Below are 16,579 nucleotides of genomic sequence, written 5' to 3'. Positions count from 1 at the left end.
AGCGGGAAGGTGGGGGTTCCGCCCTTCAGACGATCGTGAGACGTCACGAAGGCGACATGGCGGACATGAGGGCGGTCACGAGTCGGAGGGCTGGTCGAATGCGACGGACACGGATCGAGAAACCACGGCGGCCGGCCCGGTCCCGCCGGTACGCCGACGAGATGTCCGCGACCGTCGAGTCCCTCGACCCACGCGATCCGGACATCGTGCGCGCGAAGCGCCTGCGGCTCGCTCTCCGGGAGCCGGACGCAGCCGGAGAGGCGTAGAGCCGGACGAAAACCGCATCACGGTACGTGCCCCGGGGGCCGTGCCGGCCCAGGGGCCGGTGCGGCCCCCGACAGGTGTGCGCCGCTGTTGGGCCTCAGGTGTTGTCGGGACTTGGTCAACACGCTTCAATGCGGGGGAACTCGGGGCCCTGAACGACGGCGTACGGATGTGAAGGCTTCGCCGCGCCGACGGGGGCGGGCTCCTGGGTGCCCCGCGCGAACGGTCTGACCAGCCGTTGTGGACATTCACAGAAAGGCCCCTGCATGCCGCACGCCACACAGCACGCGGACGTCGCCACCGCGGAACTGGACTCGGCCCTGAGCGGCGGACCGTTCCACGTCGCCCTGCGCGCCGCGATAGCGGCGCGGGGACTGCCGTTGCAGCGGGTACAGCACCATCTGTCGCGCCACGGCGTCAAGGTAGGCGTCACCAGTCTGAGTTACTGGCAGCAGGGCGCCCGCCGCCCGCAGCGCCCGGAGTCCCTGCGCGCCGTACGGGCGCTGGAGGAGATCCTGCAGCTGCCGGAGGAGTCGCTCATCCGCCTCCTCGCCGAGTCGGACGAGCGGACGGCGGACCGGCATTCCCCCGGCCGGTCCTACCGGTCCCTGGTGGAGGCGTCGGGCGTCCTGGAGCAGCTGCTGGACGAGCTCGGCGCGCCGCGCGACGGTGGGCTGCACACCCTGGGCCACCACGAGCGAGTGCGCGTCGGTGCCCGCCGGGAACTGGCGGAACGCGAGTCGCACCACATCGTGCGCGCACACCGGGACGGCGTCGACCGCCATGTGGCCGTCCAATACGGCGACCCGGGCTCCGCGCCGGAGCGGATGCGTGTGCACGCCCTGGAGAACTGCCGCATCGGTCGCGTGCGTTGGCACCACGACACCGGCGTGCTCGCCGCCGAGCTCCTCTTCGACACCCGGCTGCGGGCCGGTGACACCTTCCTCTTCCGCTACGCCGTCGAGGACGGCACGGCGGGCGTCTCACGCGAGTATCTGCGCGGGGCGGACTCCCCCGGCGGCCAGTACGCGCTCCAGGTGTGGTTCGAACCCGGGGTGCTCCCGGTGCGCTGCCACCGTTTCACCCAGCACTCGGCGGCGGCGCCACGCGGGGGACGTCAGGAGCTGCCGCTCAGCGCACGGCACCGCTCGGTGCACCTGGTGGAACCGCGGGTGCGGTCGGGCTATGTGGGGATCTCCTGGGACTGGGAGTGACCCCGGTCAGGTCTGCGGCTTGGCGATCAGCGTGCCGTTCTCGACCTCCACGACCAGCGGCTGCAGCGGGGCCACGGCCGGCTCGCGCAGCACCTTTCCGGTCGTGGCGTCGAACTCGCTGCCGTGACAGGGGCAGATCAGCTTCGTCCCGTCCAGCTTGTTGATCGGGCAGCCCGCGTGCGTGCAGACGGTGTCGTACGCCTTGAGCGTTCCGTCGCCGCTCCGGCTGACCACGACGTTGTGGTCCCGGTACAGCTTCGCGCCTCCCTCGGCGACCTCGCTCTCGGGGCCCAGCTCGACGGGCTCGCTCAGCGGCGCCGACCGGTCGTCGGCACCCCCCTTGCACCCGGAGAGCCCCACTCCGGCAACGGGGGCGAGAACAGCACCCCGCAGAACAACACGACGGCTTGCAGCAGGTCGGACGGACATACGGGGGACGATATCCGCCCTCGCGGGCAGTCGTGCCGCTGGGGCGGCACGCTGGGCGCGACGGCACCCCGCAAGCGCCGGGCTGCGCAACCGCCCCCGGCCCACCCCCACGTGCGTAAACGCTTACGCAAACGTTTACGACCACCCCCCGAATGGGATACGGTCCCCAACCGGTACACGAACCGCACCCCCGGAGGGACCCCCACGATGGCGACCATGACAGACGTGGCCCGCCACGCCGGCGTCTCCGTCGCCACCGTCTCCCACGTGCTCAACGACACCCGCCCGGTCCGCCCCCACACCCGCCAGGCGGTCCTCGACGCCATCGAGGAACTCGGCTACACCCCCAACACCCTCGCCCGCTCCCTGGTGACCTCCCGGACCCGGTCCATCGGCCTCGCGGTGTCGGCGATCAGCAATCCCTATTTCACCGAGATCCTGCAAGGTGTCGAGGCCGCCGCCCTGGAGCACGGCTACAGCCTCCTCATCGCCGACCCGCACGACGACCCCGCGCACGAGCGCAAGGTCGTCCAGCTGTTGCACGAACGCCGCGTGGAGGGCCTGATCGTCGCGCCCTCCGCGCGGCCGCGCGAGCTTCTCACCTACCTCGGCCGCCACCGCGTGCCCGCCGTGTTCCTGGACCGGCTGGTCGACGACCCCGCGGACGACGGCGGCCCCCGCTTCGACCAGGTCTGCGCCGAGAGCACCGGACCGACGTCCCGCCTGGTCACCCATCTCGCCGGCCTCGGACACCGCCGTATCGCCCTGGTCGCGGGGCTGCCCGGCCTCAGCACGACCGCCGAGCGGATCACCGGGTACCGGCACGGGCTGGCCGCCGCCGGTCTGCCGTACGACGAGCGGATCCTGCTGCACGGCGACTCCCGGTCGGAGGGGGCGGAACGGGCCACCGCCGCCCTGCTGGCCCTCGGCTCGCGTCCCACCGCGCTGGTCACCGCGAACAACACCATGACGATCGGCGCGCTGCGGGCCCTGCGCGCCCATGGGCTGTCCGTGCCCGGGGACATCGCCCTGTGCTGCTTCGACGACTTCGCCTGGGCGGACCTGTTCTCGCCCCGCCTCACGGCCGTGGCCCAGCCCAGCAGGGACATCGGTGCCCGTGCCGTGCGGGTGCTCCTGGACCGTCTCGCCGAGCCGGACCGCCCCGCGCGGACCGAACGGCTCCCGTGCGCGTTCGTGCACCGCACCTCCTGCGGCTGCCCCGACGAACCGGAGCGGCCCGCGCTCCGAGGACCCCGAGCCCCCGAGAAAGGACCCCTCTCGTGATCGTCGTAGCCGGTGAGGCACTGATCGACCTGGTACCGCGCGGCGCGGGTGCGCTCGCGGCGCTGACGCCGGCGCTCGGCGGCGGCCCCTTCAACACCGCGGTGGCGCTGGGCCGCCTGGGCTCCCCCGCCGCCTTCTGCTCCCGGGTGTCCCGTGACGGCTTCGGCGAGGCACTGCTGGACCGGCTGCGGGAGACCGGGGTGGACGTGGCGTCGGTGCAGCGGGGCGACGAACCGACGACGCTGGCCGTGGCCACCGTCGGCACGGACGGTTCGGCCGCGTACTCCTTCTACGTGGAAGGGACCGCGGACCGCCTGTTCACGGCGCCCGAGGCGCTGCCGCCCGGCACCCGCGCGGTGTCCTTCGGGACCTGCTCGCTGGTGCTGGAGCCCGGTGCGAGCGCCTACGAGGAGCTGATGCGCACCGCGTCCGCACAGGGCGTGTTCACGGCGCTGGACCCCAATGTCCGGGCGGGGCTGATCCCGGATGCCGACGCCTACCGGGCCCGGTTCAGGAGCTGGCTGCCGTCGGTGTCACTGCTGAAGCTGTCCGAGGAGGACGCCCGGTGGCTCGGCGGGTCGCCGCGGGAGTGGCTGACGGCCGGTCCCGCGGCGGTCGTGGTCACCCGGGGCGGGGACGGCCTGACGGTGTTCACCCGCGCGGGCGAGGAGTACGCCGTGCCGGGTGAGCGGGTGCGGGTGGTGGACACGATCGGCGCCGGTGACACGGTGAACGCGGCACTGCTGCACGGCCTCGCGGCCCGCGGAGCGCTCAGTGACGAGGGCGTGGACGCCCTGGGGGCGGAGGGCTGGACCGGCCTGCTCGGCTTCGCGGCCCGCGCGGCGGCGATCACCTGCTCGCGCGCGGGGGCGGAACCGCCGTATGCGCACGAGCTGGAGCCGGAGGGCGTCTGACGCACCGAGCGCCGTGCCGCGCGGGGACGCTCGGTCCCCTGCGCGGCACGGCGCTCGGTGTGTGTCGGCGCGGGCGGCCGGTCAGGCCTTGGGGGCCCGCGTCGCCTTCTTCGCGGCGGCCTTGGTGGCCGTCTTCTTCGCGGCGGCGCCGACCGTCTTCGTGGCCGTCTTCCGGGTGGTGGCCCTGGCGGCGACCGTCTTCTTCGCCGCCGTCTTGCGCGGGGCCCGCACCTGGGTGGCGTCGCTGATCCGGTCCGATCCCAGGATCTCCCTCAGGAACTTGCCGGTGTGGCTCGCCGGAACGCCCGCCACCTGCTCGGGCGTGCCCTCCGCGACGACCAGGCCGCCGCCGGAACCGCCTTCGGGACCCATGTCGACGACCCAGTCGGCGGTCTTGATCACGTCCAGGTTGTGCTCGATGACGATGACCGTGTTGCCCTTGTCGACCAGGCCGGAGAGCACCGTCAGCAGCTTGCTGATGTCCTCGAAGTGCAGACCGGTGGTCGGCTCGTCCAGCACGTAGACCGTGCGGCCGGTGGAGCGCTTCTGCAGCTCGCTGGCGAGCTTCACGCGCTGCGCCTCACCGCCGGACAGGGTGGTCGCGGACTGGCCCAGGCGGACATAGCCGAGGCCGACGTCGTTGAGCGTCCTGAGGTGGCGGGAGATCGCCGGGACCGCCTCGAAGAAGTGCATGGCCTCTTCGATCGGCATGTTCAACACGTCGGCGATGGACTTGCCCTTGTAGTGGACCTCCAGGGTCTCCCGGTTGTAGCGGGCGCCGTGGCAGACCTCGCACGGGACGTACACGTCCGGGAGGAAGTTCATCTCGATCTTGATCGTGCCGTCGCCCGCGCAGTTCTCGCAGCGGCCGCCCTTGACGTTGAAGGAGAAGCGGCCCGGCATGTAGCCGCGGACCTTCGCCTCCGTCGTCTCGGCGAACAGCTTGCGCACATGGTCGAAGACACCGGTGTACGTCGCCGGGTTGGAGCGCGGGGTGCGGCCGATGGGCGACTGGTCGACGTGGACGACCTTGTCGACGAGGTCGTCGCCGTCCACGCGCGTGTGCCGGCCGGGGACGCTCCGCGCGCCGTTCAGCTCGCGTGCCAGGTGCGTGTAGAGGATGTCGTTGACCAGGGTGGACTTGCCGGAGCCGGACACGCCCGTGACCGCGGTGAAGACACCCAGCGGGAAGGACACGTCGATGTCCTGGAGGTTGTTCTCGCGGGCGCCGTGCACCGTGAGCCGGCGCGACGGGTCGTGCGGGCGGCGGATGTCGGGCAGCGGAATGGCCTTCTTGCCGGCCAGGTACTGGCCGGTCTGCGACTCGGCGTTGGCCAGCAGCTCCTTCAGGGAGCCGCTGTGCACGACCTTGCCGCCGTGCTCACCGGCGCCGGGGCCGATGTCGACGATCCAGTCGGCGACCTTGATGGTGTCCTCGTCGTGTTCGACGACGATGAGGGTGTTGCCCATGTCGCGCAGCCGGACCAGGGTCTCGATCAGACGGTGGTTGTCGCGCTGGTGCAGGCCGATGGAGGGCTCGTCGAGGACGTAGAGCACGCCGACGAGTCCGGAGCCGATCTGGGTGGCCAGGCGGATGCGCTGGGCCTCACCGCCGGAGAGGGTGCCTGCCGCGCGGTTGAGCGAGAGGTAGTCCAGACCGACGTCGACCAGGAAGCGCAGCCGTTCGTTGACCTCCTTGAGCACGCGCTCGGCGATCTTCTTGTCGCGTGCGGTGAGCTTCAGCTCGCCCAGGAAGTCCGCGCAGTCGCTGATGGACATCCCGGAGACCTCGGCGATGGACTTGCCCATGACGGTGACTGCGAGGACGACCGGCTTGAGCCGGGTGCCCTCGCAGGACGGGCAGGGCACCTCTCGCATGTAGCCCTCGAAGCGCTCCCTGCTGGCGTCGCTCTCGGCCTCGCTGTGCCGGCGCTTGACGAAGGGGACGGCGCCCTCGAAGGCCGTGGTGTACCGGCGCTCACGGCCGTAGCGGTTGCGGTAGCGGACCTCGACCTGGGTCTTGTGGCCGTGCAGCAGGGCCTTCTTGGCGCGCTGCGGCAGCCCCGCGAAGGGGATGTCCGTACGGAAACCCAGCGCGTCCGCGAGGGCGCCGATCAGGCGGTCGAAGTAGTCCTTGGTGTGGCCGTGCGACCACGGGTGGATGGCGCCCTCGTCCAGGCTCTTGTCCGGGTCGGGCACGATCAGCTCGGGGTCGACCTCCATGCGCGTGCCGATGCCGGTGCACTCGGGGCAGGCGCCGAAGGGTGAGTTGAAGGAGAAGGAGCGCGGCTCGAGCTCCTCGAAGGACAGGTCGTCGTACGGGCAGTACAGGTGCTCGGAGTACATCCGCTCGCGCTCGGGGTCGTCCGCGGGGAGGTCGACGAAGTCGAGCACGACCATGCCGCCGGACAGGCCGAGGGCGGTCTCCACGGAGTCGGTGAGGCGGCGCTTGGCGCTGTCCTTGACCGTGAGGCGGTCGACGACCACCTCGATGGTGTGCTTCTCCTGCTTCTTCAGCGTGGGCGGCTGGGAGAGCTGGATCGTCTCCCCGTCCACCCGCGCGCGCGAGTAGCCCTTGGTCTGGAGATCGGAGAAGAGGTCGACGAACTCGCCCTTGCGCTCGCGCACCAGGGGGGAGAGCACCTGGAAGCGGCTGCCCTCCGGCAGCTGCAGGACCTTGTCGACGATGGCCTGCGGGGACTGGCGGGAGATCGGCCGACCGCATTCGGGGCAGTGCGGCTTGCCGATGCGCGCGAAGAGCAGACGCAGGTAGTCGTAGACCTCGGTGATGGTGCCGACCGTGGAGCGCGGGTTGCGGGAGGTCGACTTCTGGTCGATGGAGACCGCCGGGGACAGGCCCTCGATGAAGTCGACGTCCGGCTTGTCCATCTGGCCGAGGAACTGCCGGGCGTACGAGGAGAGCGACTCCACGTAGCGCCGCTGCCCCTCCGCGAAGATGGTGTCGAAGGCCAGCGAGGACTTGCCCGACCCCGACAGGCCCGTGAAGACGATGAGCGAGTCGCGCGGGAGATCGAGCGAGACGTTCTTGAGGTTGTGCTCGCGCGCTCCACGGACGATGAGACGGTCGGCCACGCCGGTCCGCACCTTTCTTGAGAGAAGTGACAGGGGCGGAGCCCCCGTCTTCCTCAGACTAGGGGGAGCCACTGACAACGCCGGTTCGGATTCACGGGTTGTCAACAAACCCCGGCTCTCCAGCATGCCCGACGCCGCACCCGACCATATAGCACGTGCATTCGATTTTGCGTGCCGGTTCACCGCCTTCACCCGAAGGTGTGATCGAGCTAGGGTCAGCACCATGATTGATCACGCTGATGACCTGGCGTCTGTACAAGCCGCTACCGAACGGCTGCTCACTGCGGTCGGCACCCTGGACAACGCGGCTGTGACCCAGTCGTCACGCCTGCCCGGCTGGACCCGGGGCCATGTGCTGGCCCACCTGGCCCGCAACGCGGACGCCCTGGTGAACGTGCTGGAGGGCCGGCCGATGTACGTCTCCGGCGAGGCCCGGGACGCCGACATCGAGCAGGGCGCCCCGCGCTCCCTCGACGCCCACCTCGCCGACCTGCGGGAGAGCGCGGAACGCTTCCGCGCGGCGGGCGCGGCCCCGGCGGACTGGTCACGCACGGTCGAACTGCGCAACGGCATCACCGACCGCGCGGAGCGGGTGCCGTTCCGGCGCTGGGCCGAGGTGGAACTGCACCACGTGGACCTCGGCATCGGCTACGAGCTGGAGGACCTGCCCGAGGAGTTCACCGAGCGGGAGATCGACTTCCTCGCGGCCCGGTTCACCGGTCACCGGGACGTACCGGTGACCGCACTGGCCACCGTGGACGGCAGGACCTGGACGACCGGCGGCGGGGCGGACGGCGGGCCCGTGACGGTCGAGGGGACGCCGGCCGACCTGCTGGGCTGGCTCGCCGGCCGCCGGGACGGCTCCGGTCTGGCGGTGAAGGGCGGCGGACTTCCGTCGCTTCCCCCGCTGTAGCGCCTGTCGGGCGCGGGTTCCCGCTATAGGCTGACGTGCATGACGTACAGCGGTCGGGTGACGGTCGGCGGCCCAGCCGACGTGCATGAACTCAAGGACCTGATGATCACGAAGGTCGCGGTCGGCCCCATGGACAACAACGCCTATCTGCTGCGTTGCCGGGCCACCGACGAGCAGCTGCTGATCGACGCGGCCAACGACGCGGGGGCCCTGCTGGGCACGATCGGTGACGACGGCATCGCGTCCGTCGTCACCACCCACCGGCACGGCGACCACTGGCAGGCGCTCGCCGAGGTCGTGGCGGCCACCGGCGCCCGCACCCACGCGGGCCGGGAGGACGCCGAGGGCATCCCGGTGCCGACCGATGTGCTGGTCGACGACGGCGACATCATCCGCGTGGGGCGGGTGGAGCTCACCGCCCGCCATCTGGTCGGACACACACCCGGCTCGATCGCTCTGGTCTACGACGATCCTTACGGGCATCCGCATGTGTTCACCGGGGACTGCCTGTTCCCGGGCGGTCCCGGCAGGACAACACGTCCGGAAGAGTTCAACTCCCTCATGGACGACCTGGAGACCAAGGTCTTCGACGTCCTGCCCGACGAGACGTGGGTCTACCCCGGCCACGGCAACGACACCACCATCGGCACGGAGCGGCCCCACATCGCGGAGTGGCGCGCACGAGGCTGGTAACCGTCCAACGACGACCGCCCCCGTTTCGAACCGAAATGAGGGGGTCGCGCGTTCAGGCCCGTCGGGCTCGATGAGCGCCACGCTCCACGGACGGTTGCGTCCAGCGCGTTGGACCAGAACCACGAGCAGGTGTCTGACTGCCGCCAGGGTTTCAGCCCGGTCAGCGAGCTCGCGATGGCGGAGCGGGCCGGGCCAGGAGGCCCCTCCACCTCTGCGCAGCGGCTGTGCCGCTCGGCGCCGCCTGGGCGGCCCGCCGCAAGGCTCACGAGCACGGGGCCACTGCCGCCCGGTCGGTTCAGGGCTTCTCACCGTCACGGTCGACGAGGGACTGGGTCATCTTCATCTCGCAGAATGCGACCTCGCCCTTCTTGTACGAGCGCCCGGCCGACGAGCCGTCCTCATACGTCTCCTCGTAGTCGCGCACCGCGACCGACTGGGTTCCCTGGTACTGGAAGGTATCGGGGTCGAGGAGGTACTCCCGGCGCTGAACGGCCTTGCTGCCCAGGTCCGGGTATATGGCGATGGCGTCATGCCCCATGGGGTCCTTCACCAGGTGCGGCACCACCTCGATTCCGGGGTCCGCGGCGAGGGCCCGGTACAGCTTGGCCATCCCCTGCGGATGCACGGGATAGGCCTCGTCGAGGGTCGCCAGGAGCGCGAAGGTCTCGACCTGCTCACGCGTCAAGCCGGTGTCCTTGCCCATGGGGAACATGTCCGCCGCCTGCTTCCGGATCTCGGCCGGATCGTCCGGCAGCGAGGCGAGCAGACGATACAGCCGCCGCTGCGAGGGCTCGGTGTCGCCGTCCTTGTCGTCCTCCCTCACGGGGCTGTCGTACTGGACCCACTCCTCGCTCACCTCGGGCTTGGCATCGGGCGCCGCGTCCGACGCTCCAGACCGGCACTGCGCGGTCTTCAGGTAGACCCACTGGCCGTCGCGCGGATGCAGATCCGGCTGCTGCGACACCACTTCCGCCGCCTGCCCCAGGAGTGCCGTCGCGGACGTCAGGTCGGGGCCGGCAGGCTGCACGCCGCGCTCGGGTCCACCGCCACCGACAAGCATGGCCACCATCGCCGCGATGGTGATCACCGTCGCGGCACCTCCCGCAGCCGTCACGCGCCAGTCCAGCCGCATCCTGCGGACAGAGCCCTGCTGCGCTGCTCCCAGCAGCTTCTGGCGGCCGGGAACCAACCGCGCCCGGTCCGGCGTCGGCGCATCGGCGCGCCACTCGTGCAGCTTGGTCATGTCATCCATGGGATACCGCCCCGTTGTGGTCGCTTACGAGGGTGGGGTCGGCGCCGAGCGCCTTCCGCATCTTGCGCCGCGCCCGGTTCAACCGGGAGCGGACCGTGCCGACCGGCACCCCGAGGGCGTCGGCACACTCCTGGTAGGTGAGGTCCGCCCAGGCGACCAGCAGCAGCACATGGCGGTCCTTCCCGGGCAAGGCCGCGATCGCCCCGGCCAGCGCCTGCTGCGAGGCCTCGGCCGTCACCCGCTCGTCGGCCCGTTCCGACCAGGACTCGGCCACCGGGTCGACGCCGGTACGGGCCAGCGCCCGCAGCGCCCGCACCTCGGAGCGGCGGTGGCTGCCGATGAGGTTGCCCGCGATGCCGTAGAGCCACGGCCGGGCCCCGGCGCGCGCGACGTCGTAGCGGGCGCGGTTGCGGAAGGCGATGAGGAAGGTCTGCGCCGTGATGTCGTCGGCGTGGCTGTCGCCCAGCCGGCGCATCACATACCGGTGGATCTCGGCGGCGTGTCTGTCGTAAAGCCTGGCGAATATCTCCGGCCGCTCCAGGGATTCCTGGATGACCAGCGCGTCGTCGGTGGGTGGCTCCCCCACGAGGCCCTCGCTTCTTCGTGCAGTAGGAGTGGATTGCGTTCCACCCCTTTGTTGTCCGAAGCGGCCAGGAGGGTTCACGCACAGGTGTTGAAACCGCGCGCACGGAGATGCGGCAGCTCGCGTGCCCGGACAGCCCACGAGCTGTCGTCACCAGAATCCGTGACAGCGGCGCTCCGCTCCGGAGGCTTAAGACATGGTCATGCTCAGGAGCTCACCCAGACGCCAACACCAGGTCCTACCGGGAGAGTCGGGCGCTCTGGACGGAGACACGACGGCTGTTCAGGTTCGATCCGGCAGCCTTCCAGGGCGACGCCGAGTTCGGCTCCGTGACCTTCCAGGGCGCTGGTTCGACAGCGCGACGTTCTCCGGCGACATCGGGTTCCCGGGCGGTGTGGGCAACACCCACAAGGACCCGGAGGCGTTCGCCAGTCTGCTGCATGACGTGGAGACCAAGATCTACGAGGTCCTGCCGGACGAGACGTGGGTCTACCCCGGCCACGGCAACGACACCACCCTGGGCGCGGAACGCCCGCATCTGCCGGAGTGGCGCGCGCGGGGCTGGTGAACGGTGCCGCGCCTACGCCTCGGCCCGTCCCGGTCCGGCGAGTGCGGCGATCCGCTCCACCGCGAACACGTATCCCTGCACTCCGCACCCCGCGATGACCCCGTCGGCGCGCAGCGAGACGTACGAGTGGTGCCGGAAGGACTCGCGCCGGTGGATGTTGGAGATGTGGACCTCGATCACGGGCAGTCCGTCACAGGCGTTGAGGGCGTCCAGGATCGCGACCGAGGTGTGCGAGTACGCGCCGGGATTGATGACGATCCCGCAGTGGTTCAGCCGCGCCTCGTGGATCCAGTCCACCAGCTGCCCTTCGTGGTTGGACTGGCGCAGGTCCACCGTGCCGCCCCGCGCGGCCGCCGCCTTGGCGCACATCGCCTCCACGTCGGCGAGCGTGTCGGAGCCGTAGATCTCCGGCTGGCGCTGTCCGAGCAGGTTCAGGTTGGGCCCGTTGAGGATCATGATCGGGGCGCTGGCCAGGTTGCGGGGCACGGTTCCTCCGGTCCGTCGGGGTGGGACGGCCCTGTCCGGAGCCGCCGCTCGCCCCCGGTCTATCACGGTGCCGCGCAGGGCCGTTGGGTCCCTGCGCGGCACCCTGCTGATCCGCGCGTCGCTCTACGGGTTGACCGCCAGCTCCAGATAGGCGGCGAGCAGTACCAGGTGCACTCCGCCCTGGAGTGGTGTGGCCCGGCCGGGCACCACCGTCAGCGCACCGACCACCATGGTCAGGGCGAGCAGCACCATATGGGTGTTGCCGAGGCCCAGGACGAGGGGTCCTGGCAGCCAGAGGGAGGCCAGCGCGACGGCGGGGATGGTCAGGCCGATGCTGGCCATCGCCGAGCCGAGCGCGAGGTTCATGCTGGTCTGCACCTGGTCGCGGCGCGCGGCCCGCACCGCGGCGATGGTCTCCGGGAGGAGGACCAGCAGGGCGATGATCACACCGACGACGGAGTGGGGCAGCCCGGCAGCCTCCACTCCCGACTCGATGGTGGGCGAGACCCCCTTGGCGAGGCCGACCACACCGATCAGGGCCAGTCCCAGCAGGCCCAGACTGATCAGGGCGGTGCGGGTGGAGGGGGCCGCGGCGTGCTCCTCCGGCTTGGCCGCCTCGCCCTGCTTGACTATCGGCAGGAAGTAGTCGCGATGTCTGACGGTCTGGGTCGCGACGAACAGGGCGTAGAGGATCAGCGAGGAGACCGCCGCGAACGAGAGTTGCACGGTGGAGAACTCGGGGCCGGGCTTGCTCGTGGTGAACGTCGGCAGGACCAGGCTGAGGGTCGCCAGGGTGGCCACGGTGGCGAGGGCCGCTCCGGTGCCTTCCGAGTTGAAGACCGCCGTGCCGTGGCGCAGCGAGCCGACCAGCAGGCTCAGTCCGAGGATGCCGTTGACGGTGATCATGACGGCCGCGAACACGGTGTCTCTGGCAAGCGTCGCGCTCTTGTCGCCGCCGTCGATCATCAGCGTGACGATCAGCGCCACCTCGATGACGGTGACGGCGACCGCCAGAACCAGGGAGCCGAAGGGCTCCCCCACTCTGTGGGCCACCACTTCGGCATGGTGCACGGCTGCCAGGACGGACGCCGCGAGGACCAGGGTCACCACCCCGACGATCCAGCCGGGCAGGTCCCGGCCCCAGGTCAGCACCAGCAGCACCACGGCGAGCACGGGCACGACGGTCGTCCACTGCGTCGCGAGTGGCCTGAGCCGACCGATCATGGTGCGATCGTCCCAGACGGGGCGGGGTGTCGCACCCTGCCGGAGTCCTGCGCCCGACGGCCGACCATGGGGGGCGACGGAGGTGTCACCGCCGTCCGGCGTGTCCCTCCGCTGCGCCGCTCTGATCGTCTCGGGGTCGTCAAGGTCACGCATGGCCTCCTCGTGCGAGTGGTGTCAGGTCGGCGCCGACGGGCGGCGCCGGGGGAAGACATGAGGGCACCGGGAGCGATGGCCGGCGTTGTGCTGCCCTCCGCTCCCGGTGCCCGTGTTTCCTGGTCCGACCGGGTCAGACGTCGATGTCGTTCTTCACCCGGGTATCGCCTCGGTCTCCGGCCGCTTCGGCCTGCTTGCGGGAGGCCCGGAGGCTGGTGATCGTCGTGACGATCAGGACCGAGCAGATCACGCCCAGCGAGACGGGGATGCTGATCTCGGGGACGTGCACCCCGGACTCGTGCAGTGCGTGGAGCACGAGCTTCACGCCGATGAATCCGAGGATGATCGACAGCCCGTAGGAGAGGTGGACCAGCTTCCGCAGCAGTCCGCCGATGAGGAAGTACAGCTGCCTGAGGCCCATCAGTGCGAACGCGTTCGCCGTGAACACGATGTACGGGTCCTGCGTCAGACCGAAGATCGCGGGGATCGAGTCGAGCGCGAACAGGATGTCCGTGGTGCCGATGGCGAGCATGACGACAAGCATGGGGGTCATGACCCGCTTGCCGTTCTGCTCGATCCACAGCTTGGTGCCGTGGTACCGGTCGGCCACACCGAAGCGGCGCTCGGCGGCCTTGAGCAGCTTGTTCTCCTCGTACTCCTCGTCTTCCGCGTCGGCCCGGGCCTCCTGGATGAGCTTCCAGGCGGTCCAGATCAGGAAGGCTCCGAAGATGTAGAACACCCACGAGAAGCTGGCGATGATCGCGGCGCCGGCGGCGATGAAGATCGCGCGCAGCACCAGGGCGATGAGCACGCCGACGAGCAGCACTCGCTGCTGGTACTGCGAAGGCACGGCGAACTTCGCCATGATCAGGACGAAGACGAAGAGGTTGTCGACGCTCAGCGACTTCTCGGTGATGTAACCGGCGAAGAACTCGCCCGCGGGCTGTCCCCCGCCCCAGATCAGCAGGCCCAGGCCGAAGAGTGCGGCCAGGACGATCCAGACGATGGTCCAGATGCCTGCTTCCTTGATGGACACGTCATGCGGTTTGCGGCCGATGAAGAAGTCGACCGCGATCAGGGCGATCAGGCCCACGATCGTCAAGACCCACAGGGTCATGGAAACATCCACTGCGCCTCCGGCAGATACGTCACACGGCAAATGTCAGCGTCGTCGCTGCCGGAGGTCTCTTCCACCCGGGCCTCGAGCGCCTGGTGCGCTCCGACGGTCCTTCGGGCCGACGCCCCGGGATCTGGCCTGATCCGTATTGACGGGGTCGCCGCACAGACAGGGAGTACTCCCCTCCGTGCGGTCAACAGTACCCAACCACCAAGGATTGGTAAAGACTCAAGTAAAGAAACATACAAAGCCGCAGGTCATGGGGCTTTGCGTGTGCTTGATCAAAGGGTGCGGAAGAGGGCGCGGCGGGTCATCGGTTCCATGAACGGCGAGCCGCGGCGACCTGGGTGAGCACCTGGTGGAGAACCTGACTGCCCGGCGGCACGAGGGGCGGCTCGTACGTCCAGGCGTGCCCCACCCACGGGTCGGCCAGATGGTCGTCGGGCACCGGCGTCAGACGCAGCAGCGAACGCCACAGGGGGTCGAGCAGCGGGCCGTAGCCCGCCGACTCCTCGCGGTCGGCGACCATCATCAGATGGACCCCGACGGACGGGCCCTCGTCGGCGAGGTAGCGCAGCTGGTTCACGGCCCGGTCGTCGAAGCCGTGCGGGAAGTCGTTGACGACGAGCAACTGCTGGGAGGTGTCGAAGCCGGGCGGCAGCGCGTCCGGGGCACCTCCGCGCAGCGCCATCTGCACCAGGTCGACCCGCTGGGTGAGCCGGCTCAGCACGTCCGTCACGCCCGCGGCGCCCTGGGCCGGCGGGGCCGCCAGCACACCGGTCTGCGTCAGCGGTGCCAGTGCCTGCGCGCCGGAGCCGGCCGGGTCGACGACGTGCACCGTGAACTCGCCCGCCGGGTAGACGGCGAGCAGCCGGGCCGCGTGCGCCACCGCCGTCTCCATGGCGAGGCGCCGCATGTCGTGCGAGTCGGTGAACGACCCGTCGATGCCGTCGGTCCGTCCGCTGTCGATCCACAGGCCGCGCTCCAGCGGCAGCCGGAGCAGCATGGGAATGCGGATCCCCTCGGCCTCGGGGAGGCGGAGGTCGCCCAGGCGGAGCGCCATGGGTATCTCCATCGGCACCCGGTAGGCGTGCCAGGCGGGGTTGTCCCAGCGGGCGAACGCCGGGGGCAGTGCGGGCTCGACGACATCGGCCTCGGCGACGAGCTGGGCGAGGTCCCGGTCGAGGGACTCCCGGGCCTGCCCGACGAGCTCGGCGTGCCGGGCCCGGGCGCTCTCGCGGGCGGCATCGCCCTGGCCGCCGATCCGGCTGCGCGGGTCGGACAGGGCCTGCTCGAGCTCCTTGTCCATGCGGGACTCGGCGAAATCGACGGCGCTCCGGTAGGCGGCGGTGGTGCGGGCCAGGTCCTCGAACATGCCCCAGACCTGGTTGTAGAGCCGCTCCTCCATGGACCAGCCGGTCGCGTCTCCTGCCACGGGCTGCGCCGGCTGACCGGGCCGGGGCTGCGGCGCGGCGGGCGGGGGCGGCGGCGGGGCGGAGGTCTGCCTGCGGGGATGGCTGTAGTTGACCGGGCCGCCGCCGGTGACCCCGGACGGGTCCGCGGTGCCGGCTCCGCCGTACGCCGGCTGCGGTCCGTCCTGTCCGGGCCCGCCGGCCGGCTGCCCGCCGTACGACGGCGGAACGGGGCCGGTGGCACCCTGGGGCGCGGTGCCGCCCTGGTCCGGGCCGACCGCGGGGGCGGCCGCCTGCCGGGAGCGGTCGCCGTCGGAGGTGCGGGGCGGGGGCGCCTGCACGGAGCGGGCGAGACCCTGCGCGACCGCCTCGTTGATGCTGCCCGCGAGCTGCACGGCCTCGGGCAGGCCCTGGTCGGTGAGAAGTTCGGGCAGGCCCCCCGCGTAGCCCTGGCCGACGGCACGCACCTTCCACGCGCCCTGCCGCCGGTACAGCTCCAGCGCGACGACGGCCGACTCCGCCTCCAGGCCCGTGATGGTGTAGCTGGCGACCTCGTCGCCGTCCAGACCGGTGACGGCGACGAAGGGGGCCGCCACGGCGCCGAACCGGGAGGGCCCGGGAGCGCCGGCCGGGGCGGGCAGGGCGAGCAGCACGCTGACGCGGTGGACCGCGTCCGTCATGGCGTCCAGGTCCACCGCCAAACGGTGGTCCGCGGCCGCCTGACGGGACACCTCGAGACCGGGCTGGGTGGGGGCACCCGGGTGGGCCACCCATGCGGTCCCGCGGATCCTGCCGTTCTCGTCGCCGAGCGCGGCCGCGGCCACGATCGGCGTGCCGGCCGAGATCCTGATCTCCAGACGGGACTGGGAGAGCGGGTGGTTCTGTCCCCGCACCAGCTCGGCCGTCATCGCCTTCGTCCCCCTGCGTCGCGTGTGATGGATCGTGTGCCGCTCACCGGCCCGCCGGGGCCGGTGAGCCTT

14 protein-coding genes and 1 pseudogene are annotated in these 16,579 nt (G+C 70.9%); 7 read left to right on the top strand and 8 right to left on the bottom strand.

Features of this window, described 5'->3' with window-relative positions; genetic code table 11:
- Positions 1–98: 98 nt before the first annotated feature.
- Positions 99–266: a hypothetical protein gene (locus tag ACZ44S_RS16430; RefSeq protein WP_466929338.1), complete on the top strand. Its 168-nt coding sequence runs from the start codon at positions 99–101 to the stop codon at positions 264–266.
- A 264-nt stretch (positions 267–530) separates the two neighbouring features.
- Entirely contained in the window at positions 531–1,478 is a 948-nt protein-coding gene (locus ACZ44S_RS16425; RefSeq protein ID WP_466929335.1) for a hypothetical protein, read from the top strand.
- 6 nt (positions 1,479–1,484) lie between these two features.
- On the opposite strand, the gene ACZ44S_RS16420 is transcribed toward ACZ44S_RS16425, so the two are convergent.
- Positions 1,485–1,907, bottom strand: a complete 423-nt coding sequence (locus ACZ44S_RS16420) for a Rieske (2Fe-2S) protein (protein ID WP_466929333.1) — start codon at positions 1,905–1,907, stop codon at positions 1,485–1,487.
- Between the two features lie 207 nt (positions 1,908–2,114).
- On the opposite strand from ACZ44S_RS16420, the gene ACZ44S_RS16415 reads away from it, so the two are divergent.
- Positions 2,115–3,191, top strand: a complete 1,077-nt coding sequence (locus ACZ44S_RS16415; protein WP_466929331.1) for a LacI family DNA-binding transcriptional regulator — start codon at positions 2,115–2,117, stop codon at positions 3,189–3,191.
- A complete protein-coding gene (locus ACZ44S_RS16410; protein ID WP_466929329.1) occupies positions 3,188–4,105 on the top strand; it encodes a carbohydrate kinase family protein in 918 nt (305 codons plus the stop codon). The genes ACZ44S_RS16415 and ACZ44S_RS16410 overlap by 4 nt, the downstream gene beginning before the upstream one ends.
- Before the next feature lie 81 nt (positions 4,106–4,186).
- On the opposite strand, the gene uvrA is transcribed toward ACZ44S_RS16410, so the two are convergent.
- Complete coding sequence (gene uvrA, locus ACZ44S_RS16405) at positions 4,187–7,198, bottom strand: excinuclease ABC subunit UvrA (RefSeq protein WP_466929327.1); 3,012 nt, start codon at positions 7,196–7,198, stop codon at positions 4,187–4,189.
- A 223-nt stretch (positions 7,199–7,421) separates the two neighbouring features.
- On the opposite strand from uvrA, the gene ACZ44S_RS16400 reads away from it, so the two are divergent.
- Together ACZ44S_RS16400 and ACZ44S_RS16395 are read left to right on the top strand one after the other, a co-directional pair.
- Positions 7,422–8,111 carry a maleylpyruvate isomerase family mycothiol-dependent enzyme gene (locus ACZ44S_RS16400; protein WP_466929324.1) on the top strand — a complete coding sequence of 230 codons (690 nt, stop codon included), beginning with the start codon at positions 7,422–7,424 and terminating at the stop codon, positions 8,109–8,111.
- Positions 8,112–8,150: 39 nt separating this feature from the next.
- Complete coding sequence (locus ACZ44S_RS16395; protein ID WP_466929322.1) at positions 8,151–8,804, top strand: MBL fold metallo-hydrolase; 654 nt, start codon at positions 8,151–8,153, stop codon at positions 8,802–8,804.
- A gap of 295 nt (positions 8,805–9,099) precedes the next feature.
- Here ACZ44S_RS16395 and ACZ44S_RS16390 read toward each other — a convergent pair whose 3' ends face one another.
- The gene (locus ACZ44S_RS16390) at positions 9,100–10,047 is read right to left on the bottom strand and encodes a CU044_5270 family protein (protein WP_466929319.1); all 948 of its coding nucleotides are present in this window, start codon (positions 10,045–10,047) and stop codon (positions 9,100–9,102) included.
- Between the two features lies 1 nt (position 10,048).
- Entirely contained in the window at positions 10,049–10,642 is a 594-nt protein-coding gene (locus tag ACZ44S_RS16385) for an RNA polymerase sigma factor (RefSeq protein ID WP_466929318.1), read from the bottom strand.
- Between the two features lie 361 nt (positions 10,643–11,003).
- Here ACZ44S_RS16385 and ACZ44S_RS16380 point away from each other — a divergent pair.
- Positions 11,004–11,207 (top strand): annotated as a pseudogene (locus ACZ44S_RS16380) (MBL fold metallo-hydrolase); the annotation flags it as partial.
- Positions 11,208–11,219: 12 nt separating this feature from the next.
- Here the strand turns inward: ACZ44S_RS16380 and aroQ are convergent.
- From aroQ to ACZ44S_RS16360, 4 genes are all read right to left on the bottom strand, one after another.
- Positions 11,220–11,693: a type II 3-dehydroquinate dehydratase gene (gene aroQ / locus ACZ44S_RS16375; RefSeq protein WP_466929316.1), complete on the bottom strand. Its 474-nt coding sequence runs from the start codon at positions 11,691–11,693 to the stop codon at positions 11,220–11,222.
- Positions 11,694–11,816: 123 nt separating this feature from the next.
- Positions 11,817–12,917: a calcium:cation antiporter gene (locus tag ACZ44S_RS16370; protein WP_466929313.1), complete on the bottom strand. Its 1,101-nt coding sequence runs from the start codon at positions 12,915–12,917 to the stop codon at positions 11,817–11,819.
- A gap of 286 nt (positions 12,918–13,203) precedes the next feature.
- Positions 13,204–14,199 carry a TerC/Alx family metal homeostasis membrane protein gene (locus tag ACZ44S_RS16365; RefSeq protein WP_466929309.1) on the bottom strand — a complete coding sequence of 332 codons (996 nt, stop codon included), beginning with the start codon at positions 14,197–14,199 and terminating at the stop codon, positions 13,204–13,206.
- 298 nt (positions 14,200–14,497) lie between these two features.
- Positions 14,498–16,507, bottom strand: coding sequence for a TerD family protein (locus tag ACZ44S_RS16360; RefSeq protein ID WP_466929306.1), 2,010 nt, complete (start codon positions 16,505–16,507; stop codon positions 14,498–14,500).
- Positions 16,508–16,579 lie beyond the last annotated feature (72 nt).

It is taken from the genome of Streptomyces malachitofuscus (genome assembly GCF_055571035.1).
Note: the sequence above shows the minus strand (reverse complement) of the source record. Positions and strands in the feature narration are given on the sequence as shown.